Origin of the sequence: Chryseobacterium sp. Leaf405, from assembly GCF_001425355.1 — a bacterium.
In the GTDB taxonomy this organism is placed as follows: Bacteria; Bacteroidota; Bacteroidia; order Flavobacteriales; family Weeksellaceae; genus Chryseobacterium.
In genome coordinates, this window is record NZ_LMQN01000020.1 from 13,420 (window position 1) to 39,363 (window position 25,944).

The 25,944-nt window shown below is 32.2% G+C and carries 23 protein-coding genes; 22 read left to right on the top strand and 1 reads right to left on the bottom strand.

Annotated features, from left to right (window positions below; all coding sequences use genetic code 11):
• The first annotated feature begins 21 nt into the window (after positions 1–21).
• Together ASG22_RS19465 and ASG22_RS19470 are read left to right on the top strand one after the other, a co-directional pair.
• Positions 22–2,613, top strand: coding sequence for a PKD domain-containing protein (locus tag ASG22_RS19465; RefSeq protein ID WP_055988215.1), 2,592 nt, complete (start codon positions 22–24; stop codon positions 2,611–2,613).
• 94 nt (positions 2,614–2,707) lie between these two features.
• The gene (locus ASG22_RS19470) at positions 2,708–3,625 is read left to right on the top strand and encodes a hypothetical protein (protein ID WP_055988217.1); all 918 of its coding nucleotides are present in this window, start codon (positions 2,708–2,710) and stop codon (positions 3,623–3,625) included.
• Between the two features lie 67 nt (positions 3,626–3,692).
• Here ASG22_RS19470 and ASG22_RS19475 read toward each other — a convergent pair whose 3' ends face one another.
• Positions 3,693–4,358 carry a S24 family peptidase gene (locus ASG22_RS19475; protein ID WP_055988219.1) on the bottom strand — a complete coding sequence of 222 codons (666 nt, stop codon included), beginning with the start codon at positions 4,356–4,358 and terminating at the stop codon, positions 3,693–3,695.
• A gap of 814 nt (positions 4,359–5,172) precedes the next feature.
• On the opposite strand from ASG22_RS19475, the gene ASG22_RS21065 reads away from it, so the two are divergent.
• The 20 genes from ASG22_RS21065 to ASG22_RS19570 all read left to right on the top strand — a co-directional run bounded on the left by ASG22_RS21065 (position 5,173) and on the right by ASG22_RS19570 (position 25,943).
• Positions 5,173–5,331 carry a hypothetical protein gene (locus tag ASG22_RS21065; RefSeq protein WP_157456450.1) on the top strand — a complete coding sequence of 53 codons (159 nt, stop codon included), beginning with the start codon at positions 5,173–5,175 and terminating at the stop codon, positions 5,329–5,331.
• Between the two features lie 242 nt (positions 5,332–5,573).
• On the top strand, positions 5,574–5,741 hold the full coding sequence (locus ASG22_RS21070; RefSeq protein ID WP_157844736.1) for a hypothetical protein: 168 nt from the start codon (positions 5,574–5,576) through the stop codon (positions 5,739–5,741).
• A 49-nt stretch (positions 5,742–5,790) separates the two neighbouring features.
• Positions 5,791–6,186 (top strand): hypothetical protein, encoded by a 396-nt coding sequence (locus ASG22_RS19485; protein ID WP_055988223.1) that lies wholly within the window; start codon positions 5,791–5,793, stop codon positions 6,184–6,186.
• A gap of 354 nt (positions 6,187–6,540) precedes the next feature.
• Positions 6,541–10,635 carry a hypothetical protein gene (locus ASG22_RS19490; protein ID WP_055988225.1) on the top strand — a complete coding sequence of 1,365 codons (4,095 nt, stop codon included), beginning with the start codon at positions 6,541–6,543 and terminating at the stop codon, positions 10,633–10,635.
• A 31-nt stretch (positions 10,636–10,666) separates the two neighbouring features.
• On the top strand, positions 10,667–11,104 hold the full coding sequence (locus ASG22_RS19495) for a hypothetical protein (RefSeq protein WP_055988227.1): 438 nt from the start codon (positions 10,667–10,669) through the stop codon (positions 11,102–11,104).
• A 260-nt stretch (positions 11,105–11,364) separates the two neighbouring features.
• A complete protein-coding gene (locus ASG22_RS19500) occupies positions 11,365–12,279 on the top strand; it encodes a class I SAM-dependent methyltransferase (RefSeq protein WP_131726219.1) in 915 nt (304 codons plus the stop codon).
• 8 nt (positions 12,280–12,287) lie between these two features.
• Complete coding sequence (locus tag ASG22_RS19505) at positions 12,288–12,755, top strand: hypothetical protein (RefSeq protein WP_055988231.1); 468 nt, start codon at positions 12,288–12,290, stop codon at positions 12,753–12,755.
• A gap of 1 nt (position 12,756) precedes the next feature.
• Entirely contained in the window at positions 12,757–13,299 is a 543-nt protein-coding gene (locus ASG22_RS19510; RefSeq protein ID WP_055988234.1) for an alpha-ketoglutarate-dependent dioxygenase AlkB, read from the top strand.
• Between the two features lie 222 nt (positions 13,300–13,521).
• On the top strand, positions 13,522–13,854 hold the full coding sequence (locus ASG22_RS21180; protein WP_055988236.1) for a hypothetical protein: 333 nt from the start codon (positions 13,522–13,524) through the stop codon (positions 13,852–13,854).
• A 270-nt stretch (positions 13,855–14,124) separates the two neighbouring features.
• A complete protein-coding gene (locus ASG22_RS19520; RefSeq protein WP_055988238.1) occupies positions 14,125–14,403 on the top strand; it encodes a hypothetical protein in 279 nt (92 codons plus the stop codon).
• Between the two features lie 12 nt (positions 14,404–14,415).
• Entirely contained in the window at positions 14,416–14,715 is a 300-nt protein-coding gene (locus tag ASG22_RS19525; RefSeq protein WP_055988240.1) for a hypothetical protein, read from the top strand.
• A 31-nt stretch (positions 14,716–14,746) separates the two neighbouring features.
• Positions 14,747–14,950 carry a hypothetical protein gene (locus tag ASG22_RS19530; protein WP_055988243.1) on the top strand — a complete coding sequence of 68 codons (204 nt, stop codon included), beginning with the start codon at positions 14,747–14,749 and terminating at the stop codon, positions 14,948–14,950.
• Positions 14,951–15,797: 847 nt separating this feature from the next.
• Positions 15,798–16,208, top strand: coding sequence for a 5-fold beta-flower protein (locus tag ASG22_RS19535; protein ID WP_055988245.1), 411 nt, complete (start codon positions 15,798–15,800; stop codon positions 16,206–16,208).
• Positions 16,209–16,665: 457 nt separating this feature from the next.
• On the top strand, positions 16,666–19,059 hold the full coding sequence (locus ASG22_RS19540) for a hypothetical protein (RefSeq protein WP_055988247.1): 2,394 nt from the start codon (positions 16,666–16,668) through the stop codon (positions 19,057–19,059).
• Between the two features lie 191 nt (positions 19,060–19,250).
• The gene (locus ASG22_RS19545; RefSeq protein ID WP_055988249.1) at positions 19,251–20,111 is read left to right on the top strand and encodes a hypothetical protein; all 861 of its coding nucleotides are present in this window, start codon (positions 19,251–19,253) and stop codon (positions 20,109–20,111) included.
• A gap of 779 nt (positions 20,112–20,890) precedes the next feature.
• Positions 20,891–21,625, top strand: a complete 735-nt coding sequence (locus ASG22_RS19550; protein WP_055988251.1) for a hypothetical protein — start codon at positions 20,891–20,893, stop codon at positions 21,623–21,625.
• A gap of 830 nt (positions 21,626–22,455) precedes the next feature.
• Positions 22,456–23,772: an ATP-binding protein gene (locus ASG22_RS19555; RefSeq protein WP_055988252.1), complete on the top strand. Its 1,317-nt coding sequence runs from the start codon at positions 22,456–22,458 to the stop codon at positions 23,770–23,772.
• Between the two features lie 217 nt (positions 23,773–23,989).
• A complete protein-coding gene (locus tag ASG22_RS19560; protein WP_055988254.1) occupies positions 23,990–24,562 on the top strand; it encodes a hypothetical protein in 573 nt (190 codons plus the stop codon).
• Entirely contained in the window at positions 24,559–24,999 is a 441-nt protein-coding gene (locus tag ASG22_RS19565; RefSeq protein ID WP_055988256.1) for a lysozyme, read from the top strand. Before ASG22_RS19560 ends, ASG22_RS19565 begins: the two co-directional genes overlap by 4 nt.
• 122 nt (positions 25,000–25,121) lie before the next feature.
• Positions 25,122–25,943: a hypothetical protein gene (locus ASG22_RS19570; protein ID WP_055988258.1), complete on the top strand. Its 822-nt coding sequence runs from the start codon at positions 25,122–25,124 to the stop codon at positions 25,941–25,943.
• Position 25,944 lies beyond the last annotated feature (1 nt).

Genomic DNA, 25,944 nt, shown 5'->3' on the forward strand with positions numbered 1-25,944 from the left:
ATCATTAAAAAATTAATAATAATGAATAATCAATTAAGTAATATATCAACCCAATATCGCAAATTCAGCAAAGGACAATACATAGAACATACGCAGTTCAACGAATTTTTAGATTTTTTTGAAGATCAGGATCGTTTGTCTAAAGTAATGCTGGAGGGAGTCGGTATTGTGTGTGGTCTCAAGCCAGATCTTATGTATACCAATAAGATTTTGAGCAGTATAAAGCTTTCTCAGGGTGTGGCACTTACAACCGACGGAGATTTATTAACCTTACAGACTACAAGTGAGGTGAGTAAAGATTTGTATGTGAGTGATTTAAAAACCGTCAATATAGAAAGTAAGAATTATACACATTTTAAGATATATGATAATTTCAAAATAAAATATCCTGCCTTTCATGAGAATAATGGCGAAGGCAAACAGGTTGAGCTTTGGGAATTGGCAACAGAAGAAGAATCGACAACTGATTTTCAGCCTATTGGTAATCTTCCAAATTTAGCAGACAAATATTTGCTGCTGTATTTAGAGGATTATGAAAAAGAAGTAAAGCCTTGTAGAGGAGTAGATTGTGATAATCATGGAATCCAACAAATTAGAAACCTCAAAGTATTAGTTACGACAAAAGAAGGAATCACCAATATTCTTGGAAATGATCGCATTCAGCCTCATCCTTTGTTTATTGAGAATGTATTGAACACTGAAAAACAAGAACGGGTTATTGTAGAACGTCTTATTTTAGAAAAAGGATCCGAAACAAAATTTTCTTCTTCCGATTTAAAAGGATTGTATGCCGCTGCTTTAGAAAAAAATAATTATGGTGAATTTGTGTTTGAGAAAATCAATAAAATCACTGAAATATTAGGAGGTCAAAGTGTTAATCATGCAATATTTAAAAATGTTTTGCAACAATGTTTTACACAATCAACGGGATTTCAGTATGCTTATGATGTTGTAAAAGATATAATGGATACCTATTCTGAAATTGTAAAATTGCTTCCTAAATCATTTACTAACGGTTTTCCCGATTTGGATTCTTTTCCTAAACATATTATGCTTGGGAAGTTAACATCGGAAAATCAATTAGATTCATTTAGACATCAGTTTTACAATTCTCCTGTTTTAGATGATGAAAAAGCAACAGAAAGAGTAAAAGCATTAATGAATCGTTTTGCTTTACAGGTAAAGAATTTTAGGTATTCTACTACTTTTGAAGAAGGCGCGCAAATTAAAATTATTCCTTCGCAGAAATTAAATCCTCTAAGTAACAAAGCTGTTCCGTTTTATTACACAATCAGTGATGAATTTTTGAAAACGTGGAATTTTGATAAAACAAGCAATCGGTCATCTAAGAATAATTTAGGATATGGTATCAATTTCTATTCACCCAATACAAGCGTACCAGATGATTCTTTACAATATAATATAGATAAAAATTCGTTTTATACTATAGAAGGACACCAGGGGATGGATTATCAGGTGGCATTTCAACAGATAAAGCAAATCAGAGACAGGCAGCAGCTGGGATTTGATATTATGTCTCTGTCTTTAACGGAATTGGTAGGTAACAAAGATCTGTCTAAAGCATATTTTAATGAATATGTAGAAAAACACCCGGGATTAGAGCATAAGCGTGGGGTAGAACGGGGCGGCACCTTTATAATGGTTTATGAGAATATCATTGGAGGCTCAAGAGTTATTGCCGATTTTTCACTTCCATATATCTGTTGTACACCGAAATCTGAAATTAAATTGAGTTTACCAAGTGCTGTTATTTGTGCTAAATCCGGTCGTATACCTTTTACTGTATTTCCTTCGAATGGAGTGGTAAAAGCTGTTGTGGATGATAAATTAAATGGAGGTGTAGAATTAATCAAAGGATTATATTTCTTTAATCCGGGAGTCGTAAGTAAAGAATTGCATGGTCAGGAAATTACCTTTACGGTCAATGGAAAACCTACTGATTGCACTATCAAAGTTACTTCACAACCGGATGTGAAAATAGTGGTTAGTTCTGTTATTTATCCGGAAGCCGGCTCTACAGCTACAACGGTAAACTTTACCGTTTCCGGACAAAACGGACAAAATTTTGCAGACTATGATTACAGCTGGGATTTCCTGGATAATGGGGGCTGGATTAGTTTAAATCCGGATTCTAAGGGAAATATTAGCTATACTTTCTACAATTTTACTCCGACAAGAATTCCGACGATAAGGGTAAAGGTAGGGGATAGTGGATGTTATCAAACCATTGCAATAAGCGATTGGTATGAAGTTCCTTCAGTTGCTTCTGTTGTCGTAAATAATATTATCTTTTCAAATAATGTTAATTGCTGTGAAGCCAGTGCTCCTTCTATTAAACTTGATTTAAAAAGTCCTCAGGAATTCCCTTTATCGGAATCTTTTACATTAAGCGGAACGGGTTCCGGAGCGCCAAATCTTCTTTATTCATGGGAACAGACTGCTGGTTCTACGGTAACACTGTCAGGATTTACTAAACCTGATCTTTTAGTGACAAACTTCATTATTGGGATATATAAATTTAAGCTTACGGTCGTTGATGCTGACAGTGGAGCTTTTATCACTAAAGAGGTTCAGGTTTCTGTAAAAGGATAATTTACTGCATTTTAAAAGGGGTGATAGTAATGATTTAAATTAAAATCACCTCTTCAATATCAATAAAAATTAATAACAATAAAAAAATAATATAATGGCAATAGCAGAATGCAAAATTTCGTTTGAGATAGATTATACGTCTTCGGTGCCGGTAACCAATACAGCTGCAACGGTGTCCTACGGAATTCAAGGATCGGGAAATTCAACTGTTATAAACAATGTAGATCCAGACAGTGTGGTAGCGCTTCCTGTTATCCCGACTCCCGGCGACTACAATTTGATGGTGAAATTGTCTGCTGGCGGAGTTGATGCTGCAAACACGAGTTCCTTTACCATAGGGAATTGCAGCTCTTGTGAAAAACCGAAAATTAACAGTGTGCAAATACAGAATAATGGTCAAATAGTGATGAACTATTTAGTAGATCCTATAAACCTTGCCACTCCGGAATATCAGATAGCAACAGACCCGGATTTTAACGATATTATTCAGTTAAAAATAGATTTTAATTATACGCAAATTGAAAATGTTTTTATGAATAACGGAAATTTTACTTTTTCAAAAGATTTATATATTAGAGCAAGAAAGCATTGTTTCGATAAATCTACTGGCGCTTCCGTAGTTTCAGGATGGTCGAATGTGGTTACTTTTAAATCTGGAAGATGGATTCTTCAAAAAGCTCCTTATGCTTTCGATGCTTATTGTGTATCAGGTAAATTTGAAGACCCCATTACCACAGACGCAAAGATCTGTTTCGGAGGAAATACACTGCTGAAAACAATACATCTTGATACCGTTACCCCGCAGGTGGGAAGTTTTATTTATTTGATTGACGGAAATACCCCTGCGCTACCTCCAAATTTAAATAGTTTTGATACAGGTGGGGCAAGTAGCGGATTCAACGAATATGGAATAAAATGGATAAGATTTGCAAATGATAACGGATATACTATTTATAATGTAGAAAAAAATGGACAAATCATCGGTATTTCACAATATAATTGTACTGCCTAAATGTTCATCTATAAAACTAATAAAATCCTCAATTTTGAGGATTTTATTACATCAGACAGCTTTTACATTATCTTCTGTTATTTTTACGTCTTGTACTGATAATATTGAAAAGTTTCGCAACATCCTGAAGATGGATTTCGAAATCGTCGTAATATTCATTAAGAGAATGAAGAGTGATAATGCCTTTCTCAACATCGTGGTTGATGATTCGCTTTACTAAAATTCCTTTCTCTTTGTGAACGATTACAAAATCCCATTTATCGTAATGCAGCTTACTCATCCAATAATCTTGTCTGATGTTTCTGCATAAAATAATATCGCCTTCCAGATAGCTTTCGTACGATCCGTCATCCATGCTATCACCTTTTACTTCAAAACACATGTACTCACCTCTGTGCTCTATATCGGCAGTGAAAGGAATTGTGGGTAAGCTTTCTATATATTCTTCATCTGCAAATCTGCTCAAATAGCCGGCCTGTGCATATTGATTGGCAAGCGGAACATTCATTATTTTTAAATCTGATAGAACAAGTGGAGATGCACTGTCTTCATTTTGCTTCTCCTGTTGATTCAGAAGCAGATTGGTTACGAAATAAGCAGTTGTTTCCGGTATCTTTCGTTCGCCTTTTTCCCAGTATTGTACGGCTCTTGTGCCAACTCCTATAGATTTTGCTATATCAGCCTGCTTCATGTTTAGTTTCTTTCTGATTTCTTTGAATTCTAAATAGTTCATTTTGATATATTTATGGTTGTTTGTGTAAAAAAAATAGAAAAATGTTCATAATTATTTTTTTAAAAGCGAACAATGTTCGTATATTTGTTCCGTAGTTAAGATGAAACACTGCAAATATACAAAATTATATTGATTGTTTACATTTTGTTTAATGTTTAAAAGCATTTTTAAAATTAGGTATCTATTTATAATCAATGTTTTGAGTTCGTTTTTGCTACTAGAGTGATCTTTTTGGTTAGATTTTATTTTTTTGTTTTATCTGGCGCTGATAGGAATTGAGAAATATTTTCTGATTTTAAAAATGTACAAAGTGCGCTTTTTAACTCTGTTTTTTGAATATTTGTGCATGTGTTAGTGAATTAAATGCGTTTATTTTTATTTGTTTAAAATAAAGCATTCATTTTAAATATTGCTTTTGTTCATTATAAAAAATAAGCCGGATAATGTAGATAAACATTACTGTTTAAACATATAAAATATCGATTAATTATAGTTATCAGTAAAGATTGTTCTGCGTGTCGTGCACTTTTAAAAAACAGATTACTTATCGGTAAATAAGCCTATTCACGAATGGTCGGTTTACTAAAAGTAAAATTTAGAAGAATATGTTAGGGTATTATTTCTATCAGATTATACCCGGTATTAACTTTCTAAAAAATCAAAAACTAAATAATGTAATTAGACATCTGTTTAAGGGCTTAAAGTTAGCCTTTAGGGTTTCCTATGGACTTAATCAAACGGGAAAATTAGGAAGCACGAAGATTTGTTTAATTCAAAAATAAAACTTTTAACATAAAAAACTTTTAACCAAACAATGAAACGTAGCAAAGAATTAGTAGAAAAAAGAAAAGATTTTGTCATCGATTATGTAAAACGTAATCAGGATAAACAGATGAAGGTGATCGTAACCGAATTAACGGAAATGCTCTTTCTGTCGGAAAGGACAATATATAACATCATTCTTCAGGCATAGATTGTAAAAAGGATATAAACTAACCAATAACCAAACCCAAAATCAGATTGATGAAAGGGTTATCCGAAAGTCTTTCCCAAAATTTATTTTACAGATAAAAAATACTAAGGTAAAAAACGGTTTTGCTTTTAAGTTCTGTGTTTAAAGTAAAGAATCAGCTTCAAGAAGAACCGTTTGCCCCATTAAATTACATCAATTTTAAAAAATTAAAAAATAATTATTCATTTAAAACTTCAGAAACCATGAAAAATAAGAGAAGAAGAAAAATAAAAAGAAATAGAGAAAAATTACAAAATCCCAGAAAAGACATTAGTGATCTTATCGATGAATTAGCGTATGCAGACGAAAAAGAAAATATGCAAAAAAGCAAAAAAATTTTAGATGATATGTACATACTGGATCTGGAATAACACGACTAAAAGTTGTGGAAAAATCAAAAATTTTAATAAATATATAAGGATGAATTTAGATACTATAAAAGCTCTTTTAATCGGAACTGCCATTGCATTTTCAGGAGGATTATTAAGGGTCTTAATCTCAATACAGAATAAAGAAAAAAAAAAACCGTGGGAACACTTTGTCACCTTGATGATAGTTGTTATCGTTGGTTTTACAATGAGTTATTTAATGAACAGAGCCGAGCTGCATGATAAATGGTACTCAACAGGTGTATTATTTGTGCTGGGTTATGGCTATGATAAGTTCCTAAAGATGATCACTACAAATCTCCCCAACTGGATTGATAAAGCAGTGAACCTTTTCATTGAAGATCGATACGGTGTCAGAACAAACAGACAGCCTGAAGAAAAAGAAGAACAATCATTGAACCTTCCTGAAGATCAGATAGAAAAATAGCAGGGAAAATGAGATGTGTAATAGAAAAATCAATTAAATAAGGATCATAAAAGCTTATAAAAGCACATTACTGCAACTACAGAATCCATCGCTCAAAAAGTAAGGTATTCTCCCCAAAAAATGTGATTTTTGAACCAGCTAACATGAAAACTCAAAACAAACAGAAAACAAAACTTGGAGTGGCTCATCATACCTGTTTCTCAATACCATACCACTTCTGATTACTTACATTCTTTAAAAAAATCTACCATACACGGGTCTGATTTTTCACATTCAACAGGTATATAAAACGCAATTGTAATAATTGCGTTTTGTATGTCTTTTAAATTAATATGAAATTAAAAAACTAAGTCAATGAAAGCAGCAAAACCTGTAGAAATAGACAACAAAGCCCACCAAAGCCAGAACAAAAATAAAAAGGCTAAAAAACCGGTGGTTGTACCTCTGCCGCCAGTGGCAGAAGTTGCTAATATACAAACGCAAAAGTCTGAAGAATCGGTCGTTAATGCCGGATTCTCAAGCCCAATTGTCAATAGCATGAACTTAAATGCAACCATAACACCGGTTCATGGTTTGCAAACTATTTACGATCAAGGGTCGGAAATTATGTCTAAAAAACATCAGGAAAGTTTGGCGGAAACCGGAGATATCAATCATCCCGACACCAAAAAGACTGAAAAAGATTATTTAACAACATTAAATACAAATCAGGCTCAGAATTATAACGATCTTAAATCCGGAACTTATCTGCCGAAAACACTAGAAGAACAAGTGGTGGTTCATCAACAAAGTAAAAAAATTGAAGAAACAAATCCGGCAGTAAAATCAACAGAGAAAAAAGAAATCCCGATTAAACCGGATGCGGATCAGTCCCAAGCAGTTAATCCTGACAAAGCTGAAGCAGCCGAAATTGAAAAAGTGTCGCCAAATGCAAATAGTAATCCTGAATTTACGGCATTAAGCGGAAAAATCGGCAGTACGGCTAAGCAACAAAAACAGCACGAACCATCACATAAAGCAACAAATGATGCACAGGCTGCAGCACCGTCTCCTTCCAACGAACGCCAAAGTATGGCACAGGCAAGCCAGGTAAATTTCATGGGTGCACAGGATCCAGGAATGTTCAGGAAAGAAGATTTCAAAGCTTTGCTGAGTGCAAAAATACACGGTATCGAGCTTCCTGCTAATGAAAAGGAGGCGGATGAGTTCGAAAAACATAATAATATTCAGGAAGTCAATCAAAAAGCAGTCGGCGATGTGAAGAAGGAAAAGAATGTCGCAGCAAATGATATTGCTTCTGCAACCGCAGCAAAACCGGATATTGCGGCACAGCCTGATCGTAAAGTTGCAAAAATGCCGACACCGAATATTGGTAAAGCTCCGTCTACACCAAATGCTGCTAAAGCGATGCCTGTGAAAAGAAACGCAACAAGCGTAGAGCAGCCTATAAAAGAACAAACCGCAAGTATCGACAGCGAGATGAAAGCGAATGGAGTAACCGATAAGATGCTGGAAAATTCCAATGAACCTTCGTTTACGGATGCTTTAGATCAAAAGAATAAAGCCAAAACCCAAAGTGTTGAAGCAACTCAACAGTTTAGAAATAATGAAACTAAGGAGTTGTCAAAAACCCGTCATGATGCACAATCACAAGCTGCACATCATATCAGTGGAATGCATGGTGCAAGAAAAGGCGGATTAGGCAATGTGCATGGCGAGCAAAAACAAACGTCGGCTAAAGACAGCCAAAAACGAAAAGAAATTGCCGATCATATTAATGGAATTTATGTAAGCTCCAAAGCAGATGTAGATGGTATTTTGAAGAATCTGGATACATCGGTGGCAAAACAATTTGATGATGGCAGTCAAAAAGCTAAAAAAGCATTTGAAGATCATGTTGATCAGGAAATGAAGGCTTATAAAAAGAAACGTTACGGAGATGCGTATGCGAAATATGGAGCTTTAGTTGCGGCTGGAAAATGGTTATGGGACAAGGCTACCGGCTTACCTAAAGAAGTCAATAAGTTTTTTGACAGCGGTAAAGACTTATACATTAGAGTTATGGACAAGTTTATTGATAAAATTGCCGGTCATGTTACCACTCAGCTTAACGCAGCCAAAACCAGAATTGCCAAAGGCAAAAAAGAGATACAGACGTATGTCGACAGTTTATCGCCGAGTTTAAGGAAAATAGGGAAGGATGCCATTGCAGAGATCCAAACCAAATTCAATGCACTGGAAGAAAGCGTAAACAGCAAAAAAGATGCATTAATCGATGTTTTGGCTAAAAAATATGCCGACAATATTGCAAATATTGATACCCGAATTGCTGATTTAAAATCACAAAACAGCGGATGGGTAAATAAAGCTCTTGATGTGCTAAAAACCAGTGTGTTTGCTATTATTATTGAAATTAAAAATACGCTTACGAATTTATTGTCTGGTGTTATCAGTGCAATTCAGGCGATTATTATGGATCCTATCGGATTCTTCAAAAACCTTATTGCCGGAGTTTCGCAAGGATTTACCAATTTCGGAGCCAATATCTGGACGCACCTTAAAACAGGCTTCTTCGGATGGTTAACCGGAGCCATGAAAGGTATTTCTTTAACCATGCCTGAAGATGTATTCTCTTTAAAAGGAGTTTTCTCTATTACTACACAAGTGCTTGGTTTAACCTGGAACGGAATCAGAGCCATCGGTTCAAGAGTGATCGGAGAACCTGTAATGAAAGTTCTTGAAACAGGTTTTGAAATGGTACAGATTGTCCGTAAAGAAGGTGCTGCCGGACTTTGGGAGCATTTGAAAGACCAATTTGCCGATCTCAAAACTACTATAATGGATACCATTATGGATATCGTACAAAATCAAGTGATTCAGGCAGGAATTAAATGGGTAATGGGCTTACTGACTCCGGTAGGAGCATTTATAAAAGCCGCAATGGCGATTATCGATGTAGTGAAATTCTTCATCCAGCGAGCAGCACAAATTATGGAATTGGTAAAAGCTTTTACAGAAAGTATAAAAGCAATTGCGAGTGGAAATGTAGGCGCAGTTGCTAAATCTATAGAAAATGCATTAGGAAGAGCTATTCCTGTATTGATTGGATTTTTAGCATCGTTATTAGGAATTGGCGGATTGGCAGATAAAGTATTGGGCGTGATCCGAAAAATACGCCAGCGTATTGAGAATGCAATTGTGAAGTTCTGGAATTTTATTAAAGGGAAGGCAGGGAAACTTTTGAGTAAAGTTGGTGTTGGTAATAAGGATAAGAAAGGCAAAGCTAAAAAAGAGAAAGAAACCCGTACGCAGGAAGAAATGAAACATGACTTGCATAAGGGAATTTCAGAGGGAACAAAACTTCTGAAAGATGAAAGTCTTGATAAAAAGGAAATCCAAAAACGATTAGATGTATTGGAAGAAACTTATGATTTGAAGGAACTTAAGATTGTTACAACCAAAGTAGATAAAGAAGGAAAGGAAACTTCTCACATTGAAGGAGAAGTAAACCCTAAAGAGAAAGGAGTTGATGTTACAAGGGATTTAGATAATAAGGAACTAAAATACAGTACTCGGAAAATTGCTTTTGTGAAAAATGAAGAATACGACATAGACAAAGGAGAATATCCTGAAAAATTCAGAAATGACATGCTTGAATTTATTACAAATATACCAAAACTGAACAAACAAAATGATAATAAGTTGAGAAAAGACATGATTTCAGAGACAGGTATTCGTAAATGGGAAATCCATCAGGGAGCTATCTATTCTCCGTTTGTGGGAGAGTATCAACAGGCATTAAAAGAAATGCGTAAGAAAATTAAAGGAGAATATATTATTACCACAGAAACGGGTGGCTCCTTTTTGGGAGATGCTGTAACTAAAGACACCTCTATCAAAAATGAAAAGATACAAAAAATGCCACGAGATATAGCAACAGGTAAAAATCATAAAACCCAACAACCTGAAGATATAGTGAAACATATTCACCAAAGTATGAAAAAAAATAAAAATGCTTATATCTCCTTTACAATTGTGGAACCTATTATATCTGGTAGTTCAGTTCATGGTATCTTAAATGAAATGATTGCACAAGAAGTACTAAACATATATCCAAATATAAAAATAAAACTTGTTACAATACAGGAAACATTAGGTGTTAACAGTGAAGGAGTAGAAAGAAGTTTAAATAACAAAGTATTAAATATGAATAAGATAGCGAAAGCTAATAGGGTTCATATTAATTATGCACAAACCAGTTACATTTTAGGTGAAGATATTCCCAGCCAAACAAAGTATGATGGAAAGGAAAAAATCATAATATTTAACGCAATGAATGAAACAATGGTAGCATATCAAATTACTCCCCTTGAAAACACTACCACGAGGGACATTGTCATTGCATTAGGCAACGGTACATTTAACGGAAAATTGGAGGGTATTTTATAAATAGTATATTTGATATCTTAAAAATAATATTATGGGAAGAATAATCATAAATCTAAACAATCCAAAATCAAAATATTTTATTACTCAGAACAAAGAATTAATTAATAAGTATTTGTCGGGTATTCAGGATAATAATATAGTCAATGAATTAATAAATAAAGTCATACACGATGAATTAATATTATATGTGGAAGAAGAGTTTATGTATTTTAGTTTGTGTGAAACAAATTATAATACCATATCTCAAAACACTTTTGTAGAACTACAAAACAACACACTATTACCACAATTTCTTCAATATTCAGAGAATATGTATGTAAATTTTGATTATGAAAATGATAAATTTATTAATTCTGAATTAGGCGAGAATTATCTAAAAAATAATATTCCATGTTTGGTTCATTTAGATAAGAATATTTTAATTTTCTATATTTTGGATGATGATGCATCCTCCATTATATCTCAATAATCATATCAACAATTTTATTGAACAATAATAACTAAATATGAAGCGAAATTTCTTTAAAGAAATTTCGCTTTTTTTTATTTTGAAATAAAGCTATTGCAAGTGGAAATGTAGGTGCAGTAGCCAAATCAATTGAAAATGAATTAGGTAAAGCCGTTCCAGTTTTAATTTGCTTTTTAGCTTCATTATTGGGAATAGGCGGATTAGCTGATAAAGTGGTTGATGTTATCCGAAAAATACGCTAGCGTATTGAGAATGCGATTGTGAAGTTCTGGAATTTTATTAAAGGAAAGGCTAGAGGATTGCTTGGGAAGATGGGAGTCGGAAAGTTTAATGCTAACAAAAAAGATAAGAAAGAGAAAAAAGGAAAAGACTTTCGTAATACTGAAGAAAAGAAAAGGGATTTGGACGATGCGTTAAAAGAATCTCATAACTTGTTAAAATCAGGTATGAATCAAGCTAAGATAAAAAGTAAACTACATGATATTAAAAATAAGTACGAATTAAAAGAATTAAGAATTATACTAGAAGAAAAAGTAGAAAAAGGAATAAAGGTTCATGTACATGGCGAGGTAAATCCTAAGAAAGATTCGCCTACAGAGATTTTAAGAGTAGATGATTTTAATCCTAGTGAAGGAAATAAAATACTTTTAGTTGGGGAAGCGAACTTCAGTTTTTCATTAAGTTTAGCCAATACTTTAGCTCTTCAAAACAGAATGGTCGCTACATCTTATGATTCTGAAAATACGAAATATAAGGATAAAGATAATAATATAAAGGAACATAAAAAATTAGGTTCTATAATAGAATATAATGTAGATGCTACAAGTACAAGTTATGAACCTAATCATTTTGAAATAATTGTATTTAACTTTCCTTGGATAAAAGAAGAGACGAGAGGAGGTACAACAAATAATAAAATGTTACTTAAAAGTTTTTTTAATGAAGCAAATAGAATAATAAAAAAAGGGGGCAAAGTTCTTTTAAGCCTTTCAGATGAACGTTATGTAAGTAGGTGGAAGCCAGAAGAACAGGCTAATAGTTTTGTTTTAGAGTCTAAAAAATTGTTTGATAGTAAAAATTTCCCAGGATATGAGCATAAAATGACACAAAAAGATAGATCTGCAGGTTCAATGGAAGATGGAAAAGGTGTAACTTTAATTTTTAAAAATAAATAAAATATTTTATGATTAATAAGATTATTGAGGTGGATAACCTTATGCAAGATATAGCTACAAAATATAAAGTTAAAACAGGAAATGATAAAAAGATAGAGCATTTTTGGGAAAAAGAAACAATAGGTATAATGAAAGATGCCGAATTTATAAAAGACGATGCCTATTTTTATTTTTTAAGCGAATATGGAGGATGTAATATTTATGGGAATAGTTTTGATGTTGGGATTTTTGGTTTTGATGATTGGCTGAATCCAAGCCTTCTCACATCTCCATTACTTAATAAATCAGATGTATATTTATTAGCAGATCTTATGTGCCATAATAAAGATGAAAGTACTTTTTATGGTTATCATGCAACACAGAAAGATGAAAATTCAGTATGGCTTTCTAATGAATTGGAATCAGGATATAAACCTGTTTATAAAAATTTCATCGATTTTTTAAGATATATTTTAGCCATTGAAGTTGAAGAATAATATGATAAATGGTCTTATTTATCAAGATGATTTTTTAAGTATTGAAGAAGAGAAATTAATTTTGTTAGAAGTAGATAATACAAAATGGGATACAAATTTAAAGCGGAGAGTTCAGCATTATGGATATATTTATGATTATAAGAAAAAAAATGTTGATCAAGATTTAAAAATAGGCAACTTGCCTGATTGGCTTCTTTCATTGGAGGAAAAAATTAGAAAGAATTTTAATCTTGAAAATTCTTTTGATCAGGTTATTATCAATGAATATGAACCCGGGCAGGGAATATCAAATCATATAGATTGTATACCCTGTTTTGAAGATATAATAATTTCCGTAAGTCTGTTATCTTCTTGTATCATGCAATTTTCAAAAGATGCGGAAAAACATGAATTACTTTTAAATCCTCGAAGTGTTTTGTTATTAAATGGAGAGGCCAGATATGATTGGAAACATGGTATAAAAGGAGTGAAAAATGATAAGTGGTTAAGTACTATAATTCCTCGAAAAAGACGAATATCTATAACTTTTAGAAAAATAAAATAATAAAACTTCGATATTTTAACCCTTTAATGAAAAAGCGAAATTCACCTTGGTGCCGCACGAATCCTTTCGTGTGGTATTTTTATTATCCAATAATTTCTTAAAAAGTTTTTATTTTTATGAAAACATAATTGATGAGTCGTAATTATAGTTCTACAATCCTAAAGGATTATATTTCATAAGTTTGCTATTGTAGGTTGGCTGGATGTTTTAGAAGATAATTTTATGGAAAGAGTCAAAGAATTTTATGGAAATATTGGCAAAAAATTAAATAAAAATGAAGATTTTAAAGATGTAGCTAATAAACTTTTGCAAAGAGAAGCGGATATAGAAATCAATTTTAAAAATGGGAAAAATTTATCCGCAATTTTATTATATAAAACAACTCATATACATTCTGATAAAGCCGTTCATAGTGTTGAACTACAGGCAATGCTACAAGAAATAAAGAGCTTGTATTTATGGGATATGATGGAGGAAGAGAAACTAAGAGAGCTCATTGGAATCATGCGATTGAAGATATTAGAAATACCATTTATATTAGAGGTCACATGTTGAATGACAATATACACGGACCTGGTGCAACATGGAATTTAGTACCTATCACAAGAGTGGTGAACTCGAATATGGAAGAGAATGCAGAAAAGAAAGGAAAACAAGTATTAGAAAAAAATAAAAGGCATAGAATTATGTGGTACAAAAACCACCATTGAAGATTATCATGATGCTAGCAAGAATGAAAAGGATCAATATTTTCCTAAGTAAATAAGGGTTGAATGGGCAGAATATATTAACAAAGATGGTGATTATGATGTAAACGGTGTAAAAATGAATCCAGGTAATAAAACTTTTGTGCAAGGTAAGCCAGCGATGCCATATAATATTAATGATTTAGGAGAAAAACTATTAGTTGACAAATTAAATTTAAATCCTAAGTTTACTAATGCCGTAACTGAAGAACGAAAAAAGAATGGAATGTTTGAACGAATTGATTTTTTTGAGGAAAGAATGGAAAATTATTATTCAAACAGAAAAGATAAAGAAGTTTTAAACTCAGGATTGAACAACATTGATAGCTTAGAGGGAACTAATAAAATAACATTTTAATACAATTTATTTATGGAAATATTGCAGAAATTAGAAAAGCTTATTATTACAATCGGTAACAATGATAAAATAAAGGTAGATAAAAACAATATAGAAGAAGTACAAAGCGGTGTTAATTTTTTTAGTGAAAGAATGCTTGCTCGTGCAGAGGAACGAATGAAAATTATTATTCCTAAAGAAGATTATAAATTCGATGTCATTCGATCTTTAACATTAGATTGGTCTTCCACTACGAATGAGCCTGACGAAGAATATCTTTGGGGAGGATTTCAATTATTGAGCTTGATAGAATCTTTAGGGGGGTATAAATAGTAATATCTTTGAAATAAAAAATAATAGAAATATGACAATTAGTAAATTGATAATTGATTTAAACAATCTTTTTTGGAATTTTTTTGATCAGCAAAAACAAATAATCAATGAATTTTTAGACGGAAATAATGATTCTGAGGTAGTTAATGATTTTATTAAATTAATATCTAAAACAGAATTAACATTACAATTAGAAGAAGATTTTGATTATATGGATTTTTATAGAATGAGCTAAATAGAAGTAAATAAAGATTTTTTATATCCTTTAAAACAAAATAATCTTTTACCATTGGATATTAATTATAAAGGTCATTTATATGCTAACTTTAAGTATATAAACCAAGAATTTACACATCTAATAACTTCACAAAAGATATCTAAGTTAGGTTCGGATGGTGTTCCTTGTATAATTAATATATTTAATAATATAATGACGTTTTATTTTTTTGAGTGGGATTATGATCAAGCTTAATAGTAAAGCTGTTTAAAATCTTTGTCTAAATAAGTTTGAACAGATTCATTTAAAAAATAATATTATTGGAAGAATAATCATAGATTTAAACAATCCAAAATCAAAATATTTTATTACTCAGAACGAAGAAATAATAAATATTTGTCGGGTATTAACTATGTTAAATATAGTTAATGAATTAATATTATATGTGGAAGAAGAGTTTATGTATTTGAGTTTGTGTGAAACAGATTATAATACCATATCTCAAAGCACTTTTGTAGAACTACAAAACAACACACTATTACCACAATTTCTTCAATACTCAGAGAATATGTATGTAAATTTTGATTAAGAATATTTTAATTTTGAAATAAAGCCATTGCGAGCGGAAATGTAAGTGCCGTAGCCAAATCAATTGGAAATGCATTGGACAAAACAATTTCTTTAATGATTCACAAAAGCAGATTGGGTTTTCGTATTGAAGATTAAAAATGTGGCGACGGATTAGATTACCACTATGGAAACTGACTTTTATATAATATTGTTGATTGTTTTTTATTTCACTAAAATTGCTATATTGTGGCAGTAAATCTAATTAAAAAATAATAACCGTTAAAATTTTAAAACCATGAAAAAAACACTATTAATTTGTTCAATCTTTTTTAACCTTTCTATTATAAGCGCACAAACTATTGAGTCAGGAAGCCGTAATACAGCAGGTTACATCAAATCAGACGGAACAGTTGAAAACAAAAGCCATTCTACAGTTGGCTATATCAAAAGTGACGGTACGGTTGAAAATAAAAGTCACAGCACCATTGGTCGTATCAAAAGCGATGGGACGATAGAAAATAAAAGCGGATCTACGGTTGGTTATGTTAAAAAAGACGGAACAGTAGAAAACAGCAGTCATTCTACTATTGGTTATATAAAGGACAATGGTACCGTTGAAAATAGCAGCCATGGTACCATTGGCTATGCCAGCGGAGTGAAAAAAGAATGGGCAGCGGTGGCTTTTTTCTTCTTTAAAATAGACTAATGCAATAAACTATCCTGATTGGATAAGTTAAAAAGGTAAGGCTTGGATTTTATAATCTGAGCCTTTATTGTTTTATAAGCATGAAATTATTGACCATAGTACGTTTATCTGAATAGGCTTGTTCTAAGTTACTGCAACTACAGAATAGAGAGGGCAAAAAACTTTAATAAGAGTAAAAAAATCAGGACTTTTGGACTGTGAATTATTAAATAGTAAATAAGCAAAAAGTAAAAGACATAAGAATCTGACTGCTCACTTCAGATAATATACATACCAAATCAAATACATTCCCACGTAATTGTAAAATCATTTTGATGACAGAGTAAATAAAGTGTGAATGAAAATAATTTAATCTCAGTTTTGGTAGTAATCCATATCTGTACAGATAATAAATTTTTACAGAATCATAGAACTCATAATTCATAGAACCTAATTTTTAACTTAAATACCAAACTAAATGGCTAATCCATTAAATACAATCTTAGGCTGGTTTCAGACTGGCGACTTCCCAAACGAAAAGCAATTTGCTGAATCGGGAATTTCATTTTATCACAAAGGTGAAAATATTCCTATTGACAATATTGAAAATCCGAATATGGGATTACAGGATAATACTTTAGATGTTGGGGAATTGCCCACGAATACAACAATTAGTCCGGCTTCCAATTATCTGATTTTCTGGGATGGTAATGATTTTGCCGCTTCGAGCGTGTATTACGATGGAGCAAAGTACGGTATTGATACCACTACACCCAGCGAAATGCTTCATCTGAACAATGGAAGACTGCGCACCAAAGCAATGGTTTTTGATGAAAATACGGAGACATTGCCTCATCAGATCACTTACAACAATGAACGTTTTTATGGTACCGATCTTACGGGAACTGCACGAACTTTTATGTTTAAAGACTTCGCTGATTATAAGTCGCTGTGGGAAGGGTTTACCAATGCTCAGAAAATCAATTTACAACTCGACTTTAATTATCTTGAAACGACCGTTTGGTATAATGGAACAGCAATGACCAATGAGAAGGTTGATGATAATATTTTCATCAAAAAAGGAGGTAAGTATTTTCAAAAAACAATTCCTAAAGATATTCTGTTAAAGATTGGAACGATATCCGAGTTACGTCAAACAAATGCCTATTATGAAGGTCAGGAAATTGTGTTATTGGGATATTATGAATCGGGAGACAAAACACCTGTAATCTATAAATTTTCTGTTCAGAATTTTACTAGTGCGGTTGATGATGGTGGATTGACGATTAAAACGGATAGAGGGGTTTGGATTGCTGCTGAAAGTATCACTAAAAAATGGTTGGATGTTGAACATTTTGGAATATTCCCTTCTAAGACCAACTCTTCAGATATAATTTTCGCTTCTGCGCAAGTTAAAAAAATGGCAGAGCTTGGTCTGAAAATGAAATTCAATAAAGGTGATTATTATCTTAACAATATAGAATTTACAACTAATATTGGGTATGTATATATCAAAGGTGAATGCGAAAGAAAGGTTAATTACCCAGGTGCTTCTAGAATATTAACACAGGGAAATAATTTTATGTTATTTAATTTTACTCAAAACGCAGGTGTATTTTTATTCAACATCATTTTACAAAGTGTGGGAGCGACTGGCAGTTGTTTTGAAAAAATTCAATCATCTGGCGACTCAGATTTCTCTATTTTAGGCAAAACATTTTCAATAAGATTATTTGAAAAAGGATTTTATACGCCTAGTTTTGGTACAGGTATTGACATTCAGGATTTTATCTTTGAAAATAATAAATATGGTCTTTATTGCGGTAAAGCCACCAATATTGCCAGGATAGTAAAAGGTAATTTCTTTGCTAATCAATATGGATTGAAAGTAGGAGGGTATAACGCTATTGTCGAGCAAGTTCAGGTATCGGTCAGATATCCTTTTTTGCCTGCCGGAGAAAAATGTATTGGTATATCTACTGATTATGCAACTATTAGAGATGTATATAATGAAGAATATGGAGGTACTTCTGGGTTATCTCCGGATACTCATATATTAATTCAACATAAATTAACTTATATCCCCAATAGCAACGAAGGATTTTTAAGGTTGGAGAGAATAGGATTTCCCAATAACGATTTAATAACACACTTAGATATTGACCATACGGCAAATATAATAGGAGTTAATAAAATATCAATAATTGCTGATGCTGAAAGAGAAATCCCAAGAGTAATAAAAACAGGACCTACTGTTAAATTTGTACAAGGTATACAAGTTAACGGTAATAACATCACAAGAGCATCGGCGTCTGGTCTACTAACTACACAATTTTATAACTATGTAGAGGCTAAAATAATAGCTCCTTTTACTGAAGGATATACAGCTTACACAGATTCAGACATAAATTCTAGCCAAATAAATATAGCAACTACTAATATAGATGGATATGAGTATATGTTTGGCACAGATACCACTGGTAGTGCAGTAAATGCTAAATTATTTGATCAAACGAGAAAAGCGATTAGACCAAACGCAGGATTGCCATTTTTAATCGAATTTGACTTTACATTAATGGTGTCGTCAGAAATGACCGTCTGTTTAGTTTTAAACAATTCAGCAAAAACAGAAAGATTAGGTATATTCAAATCAGTTCAAATAGGATCTACCGGCAACTATTTAGTAAAAATAAAAGGTAGCACGATAGAAACTAAAGGGTCAAGTGCTCCTTACACGGTGTCTTTAGGTTTTGATTCAGCTTTTACTGTTCCAAATACTACAGATTTATCGAATATGAAAGGATATTACCATGTAAGAAGTTTTCCTCTTAATTATTATTCCGCTAGAAATAACAGGAATGGATTAGTATAAAAATTCACCAAATTAATTTGTTGATAAAAGCTTTATACATTATGATTAATGGTTGGTAAATTATTATATCATTATTAATAAATAAAGACTCACTGCAACTACAGAATCCATAAGGTGAAAAACTTTTATGAGAACAAAAAAAGGATGAATTTTGAACTATAAATCATAAGCAGTAAAAGAACAATAAATACATGGAAGGAAACGAAATAACCACGAGAGAAAAATTAAAAACCTATTTTGAAACAGGTAAATACCCAACAGAAGATCAATTTGCAGAATTGATAGATTATTTAAGGCTTAAGGAAGATGTACTGACTAATAAAGAAATGGTTGCTCTGTCCAATAGCTTGGCATCTATTGATAATGGATATATAGAATATAATATCATTAATACTGGAGATTTGAAATTTCCTATCGTAATAAGTTCAAATGATGAAGAGGATCAGATGCTTGCAATTAGCAAAAGATATGACAGAGAGGAAAAACGATATTTTTATGGCAATGCACCTTATTCTATTAGGACGAAAGAATTTCCGGCGGAAGGATTGGGAGAAAATGAATATTATTTTTTGAATTCCCAGATAGATGGAACGTTCGGAATGAACAGGCTCTTTGGAAATAATCTGGATACAGTTCCGGACGGATTTGAATTGGGAATGGTGGAAGATAAAAAGTTTTATTTACAAATAAGCAAACAGAATTTTGAACAACAAATAAATATTTTACATACAGGTTTTACGTTTGTTAATAAAACAGAAATATCTATTCAATATGCAATATATGGAAATTTCTGGTCCAATGCATATACCTCTAAAGATATTATTACTGATCATTACGATTTATGGGATTCTCTGGCTTGTATGTATAGAGCAGATCTTACTGAAATTAATAAATCCATAGAATGCAGGGTTTATGATGCAGATGGTGGTGGGCTTTTAATGACAGCTCATTTATTGCCGGGGCAGAAAAATCAAAATGTTTGGGCTGGCAATGTTATAGAGAAGCTCAGAAATATCAAAATCGTATGTGATTATGCAAGTGAGGCAAAATGAAACTAAAAATATCTGAATACAATTACATCTCAGAAACTTTAGTGTATCTTAAATAGAGGTTGGAGAACTACTATTTCATCATTAATAAATAAGAGTCACTGCAACTACAGAATGAAGAGCTTCAAAAACTTTTATAATAACTAAAAAAGGATGAACTTTGAACTTTCAAACTACGTGACAATCACCTGGTTTTTACAGAATAGCAAATACTGCAACTACAGAATAGGAAAGGCAAAAAGCTTTGGTAAGAACAAAAAAAAGATGAATTTTGAACTTTAATTCATAAGGCACAAAAATACAAGCCGCTTCAATTAATATAAAAAATTATTTGGAGATCATAAGACCGGCGAAATATAATCAATTACATGATTAATTAATAAAATAGACACTCAATCGAGTAAGATCCTCAATAACGGGAAGCCTTTTACTCTTGAAATATTGGAATTTTCTGATGTGTAAATATTAGAATCTCACCCAGGAAGTAAAATAACATAAAATCTATACTATAGAATCTGTTGTTTTCTTTCAAGAGCAGATTGATTCTTTAAAAAGTAGGAATTTCAATGATAGGGAAACTTTCTAAAAACAATTGGTTACGGCAATTGGGTAAGACTCTCAAATGTGAGCTACTTTTCGATTGAGGTTTATTTTAATAATAAGTCAATAGACATTTTCAAAAAAATCAGCAAAAATAAAAACATCAATACAGTAATTGTATACAGTAATAGAAACCGCAATTAATTACACGAAGGACATAAGCCACAAAACATTAAAATATTATGGAAGAAATAAATAAATTAACCCAAAGACAGGAGCTGAAAACCTATTTTGAAACAGGTAAATATCCAACAGAAAGTCAATTTGGTAGATTCATAGATAATTATGTCCATCTCAATGAGTTTAATTTTGGACTGGAAGTAAAATCAACGGAAATTCAGAATAAATATTATCATTTTTACGTTGCCACAGATCTTGAAACATCGAGTAGAGGACATTTAAACGTGGAAGATAATAAAGAAAATCCACCAGAAGAGATAGAGAAATTTAAGCATGTTTTAAGTAGAAAAGTGGCTTATAAATGTTTAAATGTAAAATTATCAAACGAATTAGATTTAGATAAATATCAGCCCAAGATTATCATAAAACGTTACAAACAAAAAAAGAGGCTGAAAAGCGGTTATGTAAAAAAGGCCGGCTTTTATCAGGAACTTCAGGAAGACGCAAAATCCTGGGGCAGAGAGTCCGAATATCCGGTGAAATCTCATGAAATGGTTCTTGATATTAATCCTATTAATTATTTCAGACCTGGTAAAGACTATAGGGATTTTTATCCGGCAGGTACTTTTAACAGACCCGGATCATTCAGATATACAGTGCATCACAGAAAACCATTTTCTCTTATCCAAATGCTTTTGGAAATTGATATTAATGGGACAAAATTCAGATCAAACCCTTTGAATATAAAAATTATTCTGGGACGTGAGGATGATTTAATTAATTATCTCATTAATTAAAAAGATAACCTCAATCGGGTAAGATACTCTATCATAGGAAGCCTTTTGCTTTTGAAATATTGGAATTTTTTAATGCAGATCATTAAAATTTATCCAAAATGTAAAATAATAGGTTTTAAAATCTTTTATTTTCTTTCAAGAGTAAGGTTGATTAAAAAGTAGGAATTCCGTTATGTGAGAAGCTTTCCAAAACAATTGTTCCGACAGTTGGGTAAGACTCTCTAATGTGAGCTGCTTTCCGGTTGAGGTTACTTTTAGTAATCAATTAATGTACTTAAAAATTTAAAGAGCAAAAGCTTTATTAAATACTACAATAAACAGAAAACACAAATTTATTAAAAGAAAAACTAAATGTAAATAAAAAATAATAACCAATGAAAACAGAACATTACAATTATTTATACTTATTTGTGAGATACTTTTCGGTTGAGGTTTATTAAAACAAACCAAAAAATAAATGCAAAACATCTTCAGATGTAGCACATTATATTTTAAAACATCGAGTAAGATACTCTTAAACAGGAAGCCTTTTATTTTTGAAATATTGGAATTTTTTGATGCGCAGGTATTAGAATCTCATCCATGATGCAGAATAACAGATCATTAAATCTATTATTTTCTTTCAAAAAGAGATAACAACTCCGTAAGAACGGAAGATTGATTCTTTAAAAAGTAGGAATTCCAGTAAGAGAAAGACTTTCGAAAAGCAGCTGCTCGGGCATTTTCAGTAAGACTTTCCAATATAATTTACATTTTACTTTTAGTAAATATTCTTAAAAAAATTAAAATCAAAAAAATCTTTAATCACAGCATTAAAAAACTAAAAACCAATGGAGGGAGAAAAAATACAAAAATTATTTACTCATTTAGAAGACGTTATTATCTGGCGTATAAACAATTCTGCGGAAGATTTTACTACAGGAGCACCTGAATTTATAACTAATAACCATGAAAACTTTCAATTAGGAGACTATATTTCAGGGAAAGAGCTTGCCCATCAGGAAGTTATTATTCTTTTAGTGGCTTTGCTACCAAGATTAGATCCGGCATTGCTGAAACGTATTTATTTGGATTTTCCCAATAGTATGTTGTTTGACTTTTGTTCAGTCAACGATAATGGCAGGCTTTTTTATCCAACCATTCAGACGGTTCAATATATTTTAGGAGGCGACAGCATTTCAGAAAGATTAAAAGCACTGGGTTATTTCGGTTCAGATTCTGTTTTGGTTAAAGATGAAATTATTGTTTTTCCGGGTTCAGCTTACGATCATACACCTGCCAATAGTCAGATAACTGTTCATCAGGAAGCTTTTAACATGATCGTTTTCGGATCAGAATTATTGCCAAAAATGAGTAACGATTTTCCGGCAGAACAATTGCACACCCGCCGATCTTGGGCAGATTTAATACTTCCTCAAAATACGCTTCAAGAGCTTCAAAGTATCGAAGCCTGGTACAACAGCAGGCAGATTCTTATGGAAGATTGGGATATGCAGAAAAAACTTAAACCAGGTTTCAGAGTGCTGTTTTATGGCGATCCGGGCACAGGAAAAACGCTTGCAGCAAGTCTTTTGGGAAAATACACAAACCGTCCTGTTTTTAGAGTTGATGTTTCTATGTTGGTTTCAAAATACATCGGAGAAACAGAAAAGCAGTTAGCTAAATTATTCGACAAGGCAGAAAATAAAAACTGGATCTTATTTTTCGATGAGGCAGATGCTATTTTCGGAAAACGAACCAATGTAAAGGATGCTCATGATAAATATGCCAATCAGGAAGTTTCTTATTTGTTACAGCGAATAGAAACGTTTTCGGGGCTTATTATTTTGGCTTCCAATTTTAAAAATAATATGGATAAAGCCTTTACGCGACGTTTTCACAGCTGCATAAAATTCAATAATCCTAAGCATGAAGAACGTCTGCGTATCTGGCAACACAATTTACCCGAACAATTACAGCTTGAGGGCATTGATTTAGACGAAATTGCTCAACGATACGAACTTACCGGTTCCAATATTATGAATGTAATACAGGATGTAAGCTTAAAAGCGATTGCACTGAAAGATCATGATTACAAAGTAAATGTCGAAATGTTGTTGGAAAGTATCAGAAAAGAGTATATGAAAGAAGATAAAATTTTCTCGTAAAACAAATGTGTAAGTTCGAGTGTTTTTCGTAATGAAATGAAGAAAAATGTATCGAGAACTTCATTAAACTCTACTTTTCCTGAAACAGACTTAAATCTATTTGATTTGAGCAAACCAATCGTTTATAACCAAAAAATATTCCAACAAAATCTCTTTAAAAGAGTAAAAAAATCACAAAACCGGAGATGTAAACCCGTTTAATTTTAAAAATAAAGCCATGAAAGCAAAAATTCTGCTACTGATCATATTCAGTGGCCTTCTAATGGGCTGCTGTAGAAGCAAACAGAAAATTACTACCGTTTCCAAAGAAAGTAAACAGGAAACTGAAAAAGTGAAAGTTGATTCTTTAAGCTTACAGAGAGTAGAATCTGCTCAGAGTTCGTATGCCGGTGTTTCATTCAACGAAAAGAAAAATGAAATATCAGGGGATCTATTGATTAAAGGAAAATCTGATCTATCCACTCCCTTTGTTTTTCACAATGTTGTTGGGACTGATACCATCCAGAGTATTTCTATTATGGGAAATGCAGAGTATTCAATCAATAATCATTATGCAAAGACATCAAACAAAAAGACTGAAAATAAAAAAGAAGAAGTTACAAATATTTTTCAGGATGCAGCGCAACATGCTGTTTCAAAAGAATTGATCAAAGAAAAGACTTCGGTAGTTTCTGAAGAAACAAAAAAAGTAAAAATAACCGGTTTTGAAATCGCAGTATGGGTTTTCGTTACCATCTTGGGAATCACTTTAATACTCCTCTTTTTCATCTATAAATATTTTAAGAAATGAAAACATCACAAAAAGGAATAAATTTAATTTTATTATTTGAAGGTTTCAGTTCCAAACCTTATTTGGATTCAGCAGGAATACCGACAATCGGTTATGGAAATACCTATTATCCCGGTGGTAAAAAAGTGACGATGAAAGATTCTTCAATTACCAAAGAAAGAGGTGCCGAATTATTCGCTACGGTTCTGCCAACTTATGAGAAAATAGTTAACAGTAACATTAAAGTTTCCCTCACGCAAAATCAATTTGATGCACTGGTATCGCATACATACAATACCGGAGGTTCTGATACTTTATTTTCTCTCATTAATAAAAAAGCAAATTCAGAAACTATTAAAGATTGGTTTATTTCAAGATATATTACCGCTGGCGGTAAGGTTTTGAACGGTTTAATCAAACGTAGAAAAGCGGAAGCTGATCTGTTTTTTTCGAAATAAGATTTTGTAAAACACTTAAAAAAAAATAGAGGAAAAAAATGAAGAATTTAGATAATTAATTTAATCACAAAACAAAATTTTATGATAACAAAAGATAAAGTCAAACCTAATTTCCAATAATTATGGCAGTACCATTAACAACAATATTTAGCTGGTTTGAAAAAGGTGATACTCCTACACAATCTCAGTTTCAGGAAACTTTCTCTTCATTCCGTCATATAGAGGAAAAAATTAAAATGGCTGATGTAGAAGGTTTAAATCAAACTTTTACAAATCATCTAAATGATGAGAATGCACATGATTTTGTGTTGGCAAAACTTAACGCTTCCAATCTTACTGCTGCCAATGTAGATGCATGGAAAGAAAAATTAAAAATCAATTTAGCAGCTACTGTAGACGGAAGTGAAGAGACCGGAAATGTCTATACGAAAGAGCAAATCAGGCAAATTATGAATATGTTTCAGGCAAAGGATAATGAATTGCTTGAACGTATTAACAGCATTAATAAAATCCTTGCTACTGACGATGTAAATCTTGATGAACTTCAGGAAATCGTGAACTACATCAAAGAAAACAGGAAGCAGATAGAACTACTTAAGGAAGGCCTCATCGGTAGTTCGGATGATAAAATCAAACTCTTAAAAAGTTATTCAAACTGGGGCGCAGTCACTTATCAAAATCAGTTTAATGATTTGGTATATGATAAAATTCAAAATATTGAAAACGAAGTTGCTTCCGGAAAAAATACACACGAACAGAGGGTTCAGGGGGACTCTGTAATAAAACATGATCTTGATACATTAAACTTTGTAATTGATGCCTACGACACCGTTACAATGTTTACAATGCCCCTGAAAATAAGACGAATAGATGCAAAAAATATTGAAGTGCTATTCGACTCAATACCCCCAAATATGATTCAGTTAACAATTAAAAAAATATAAA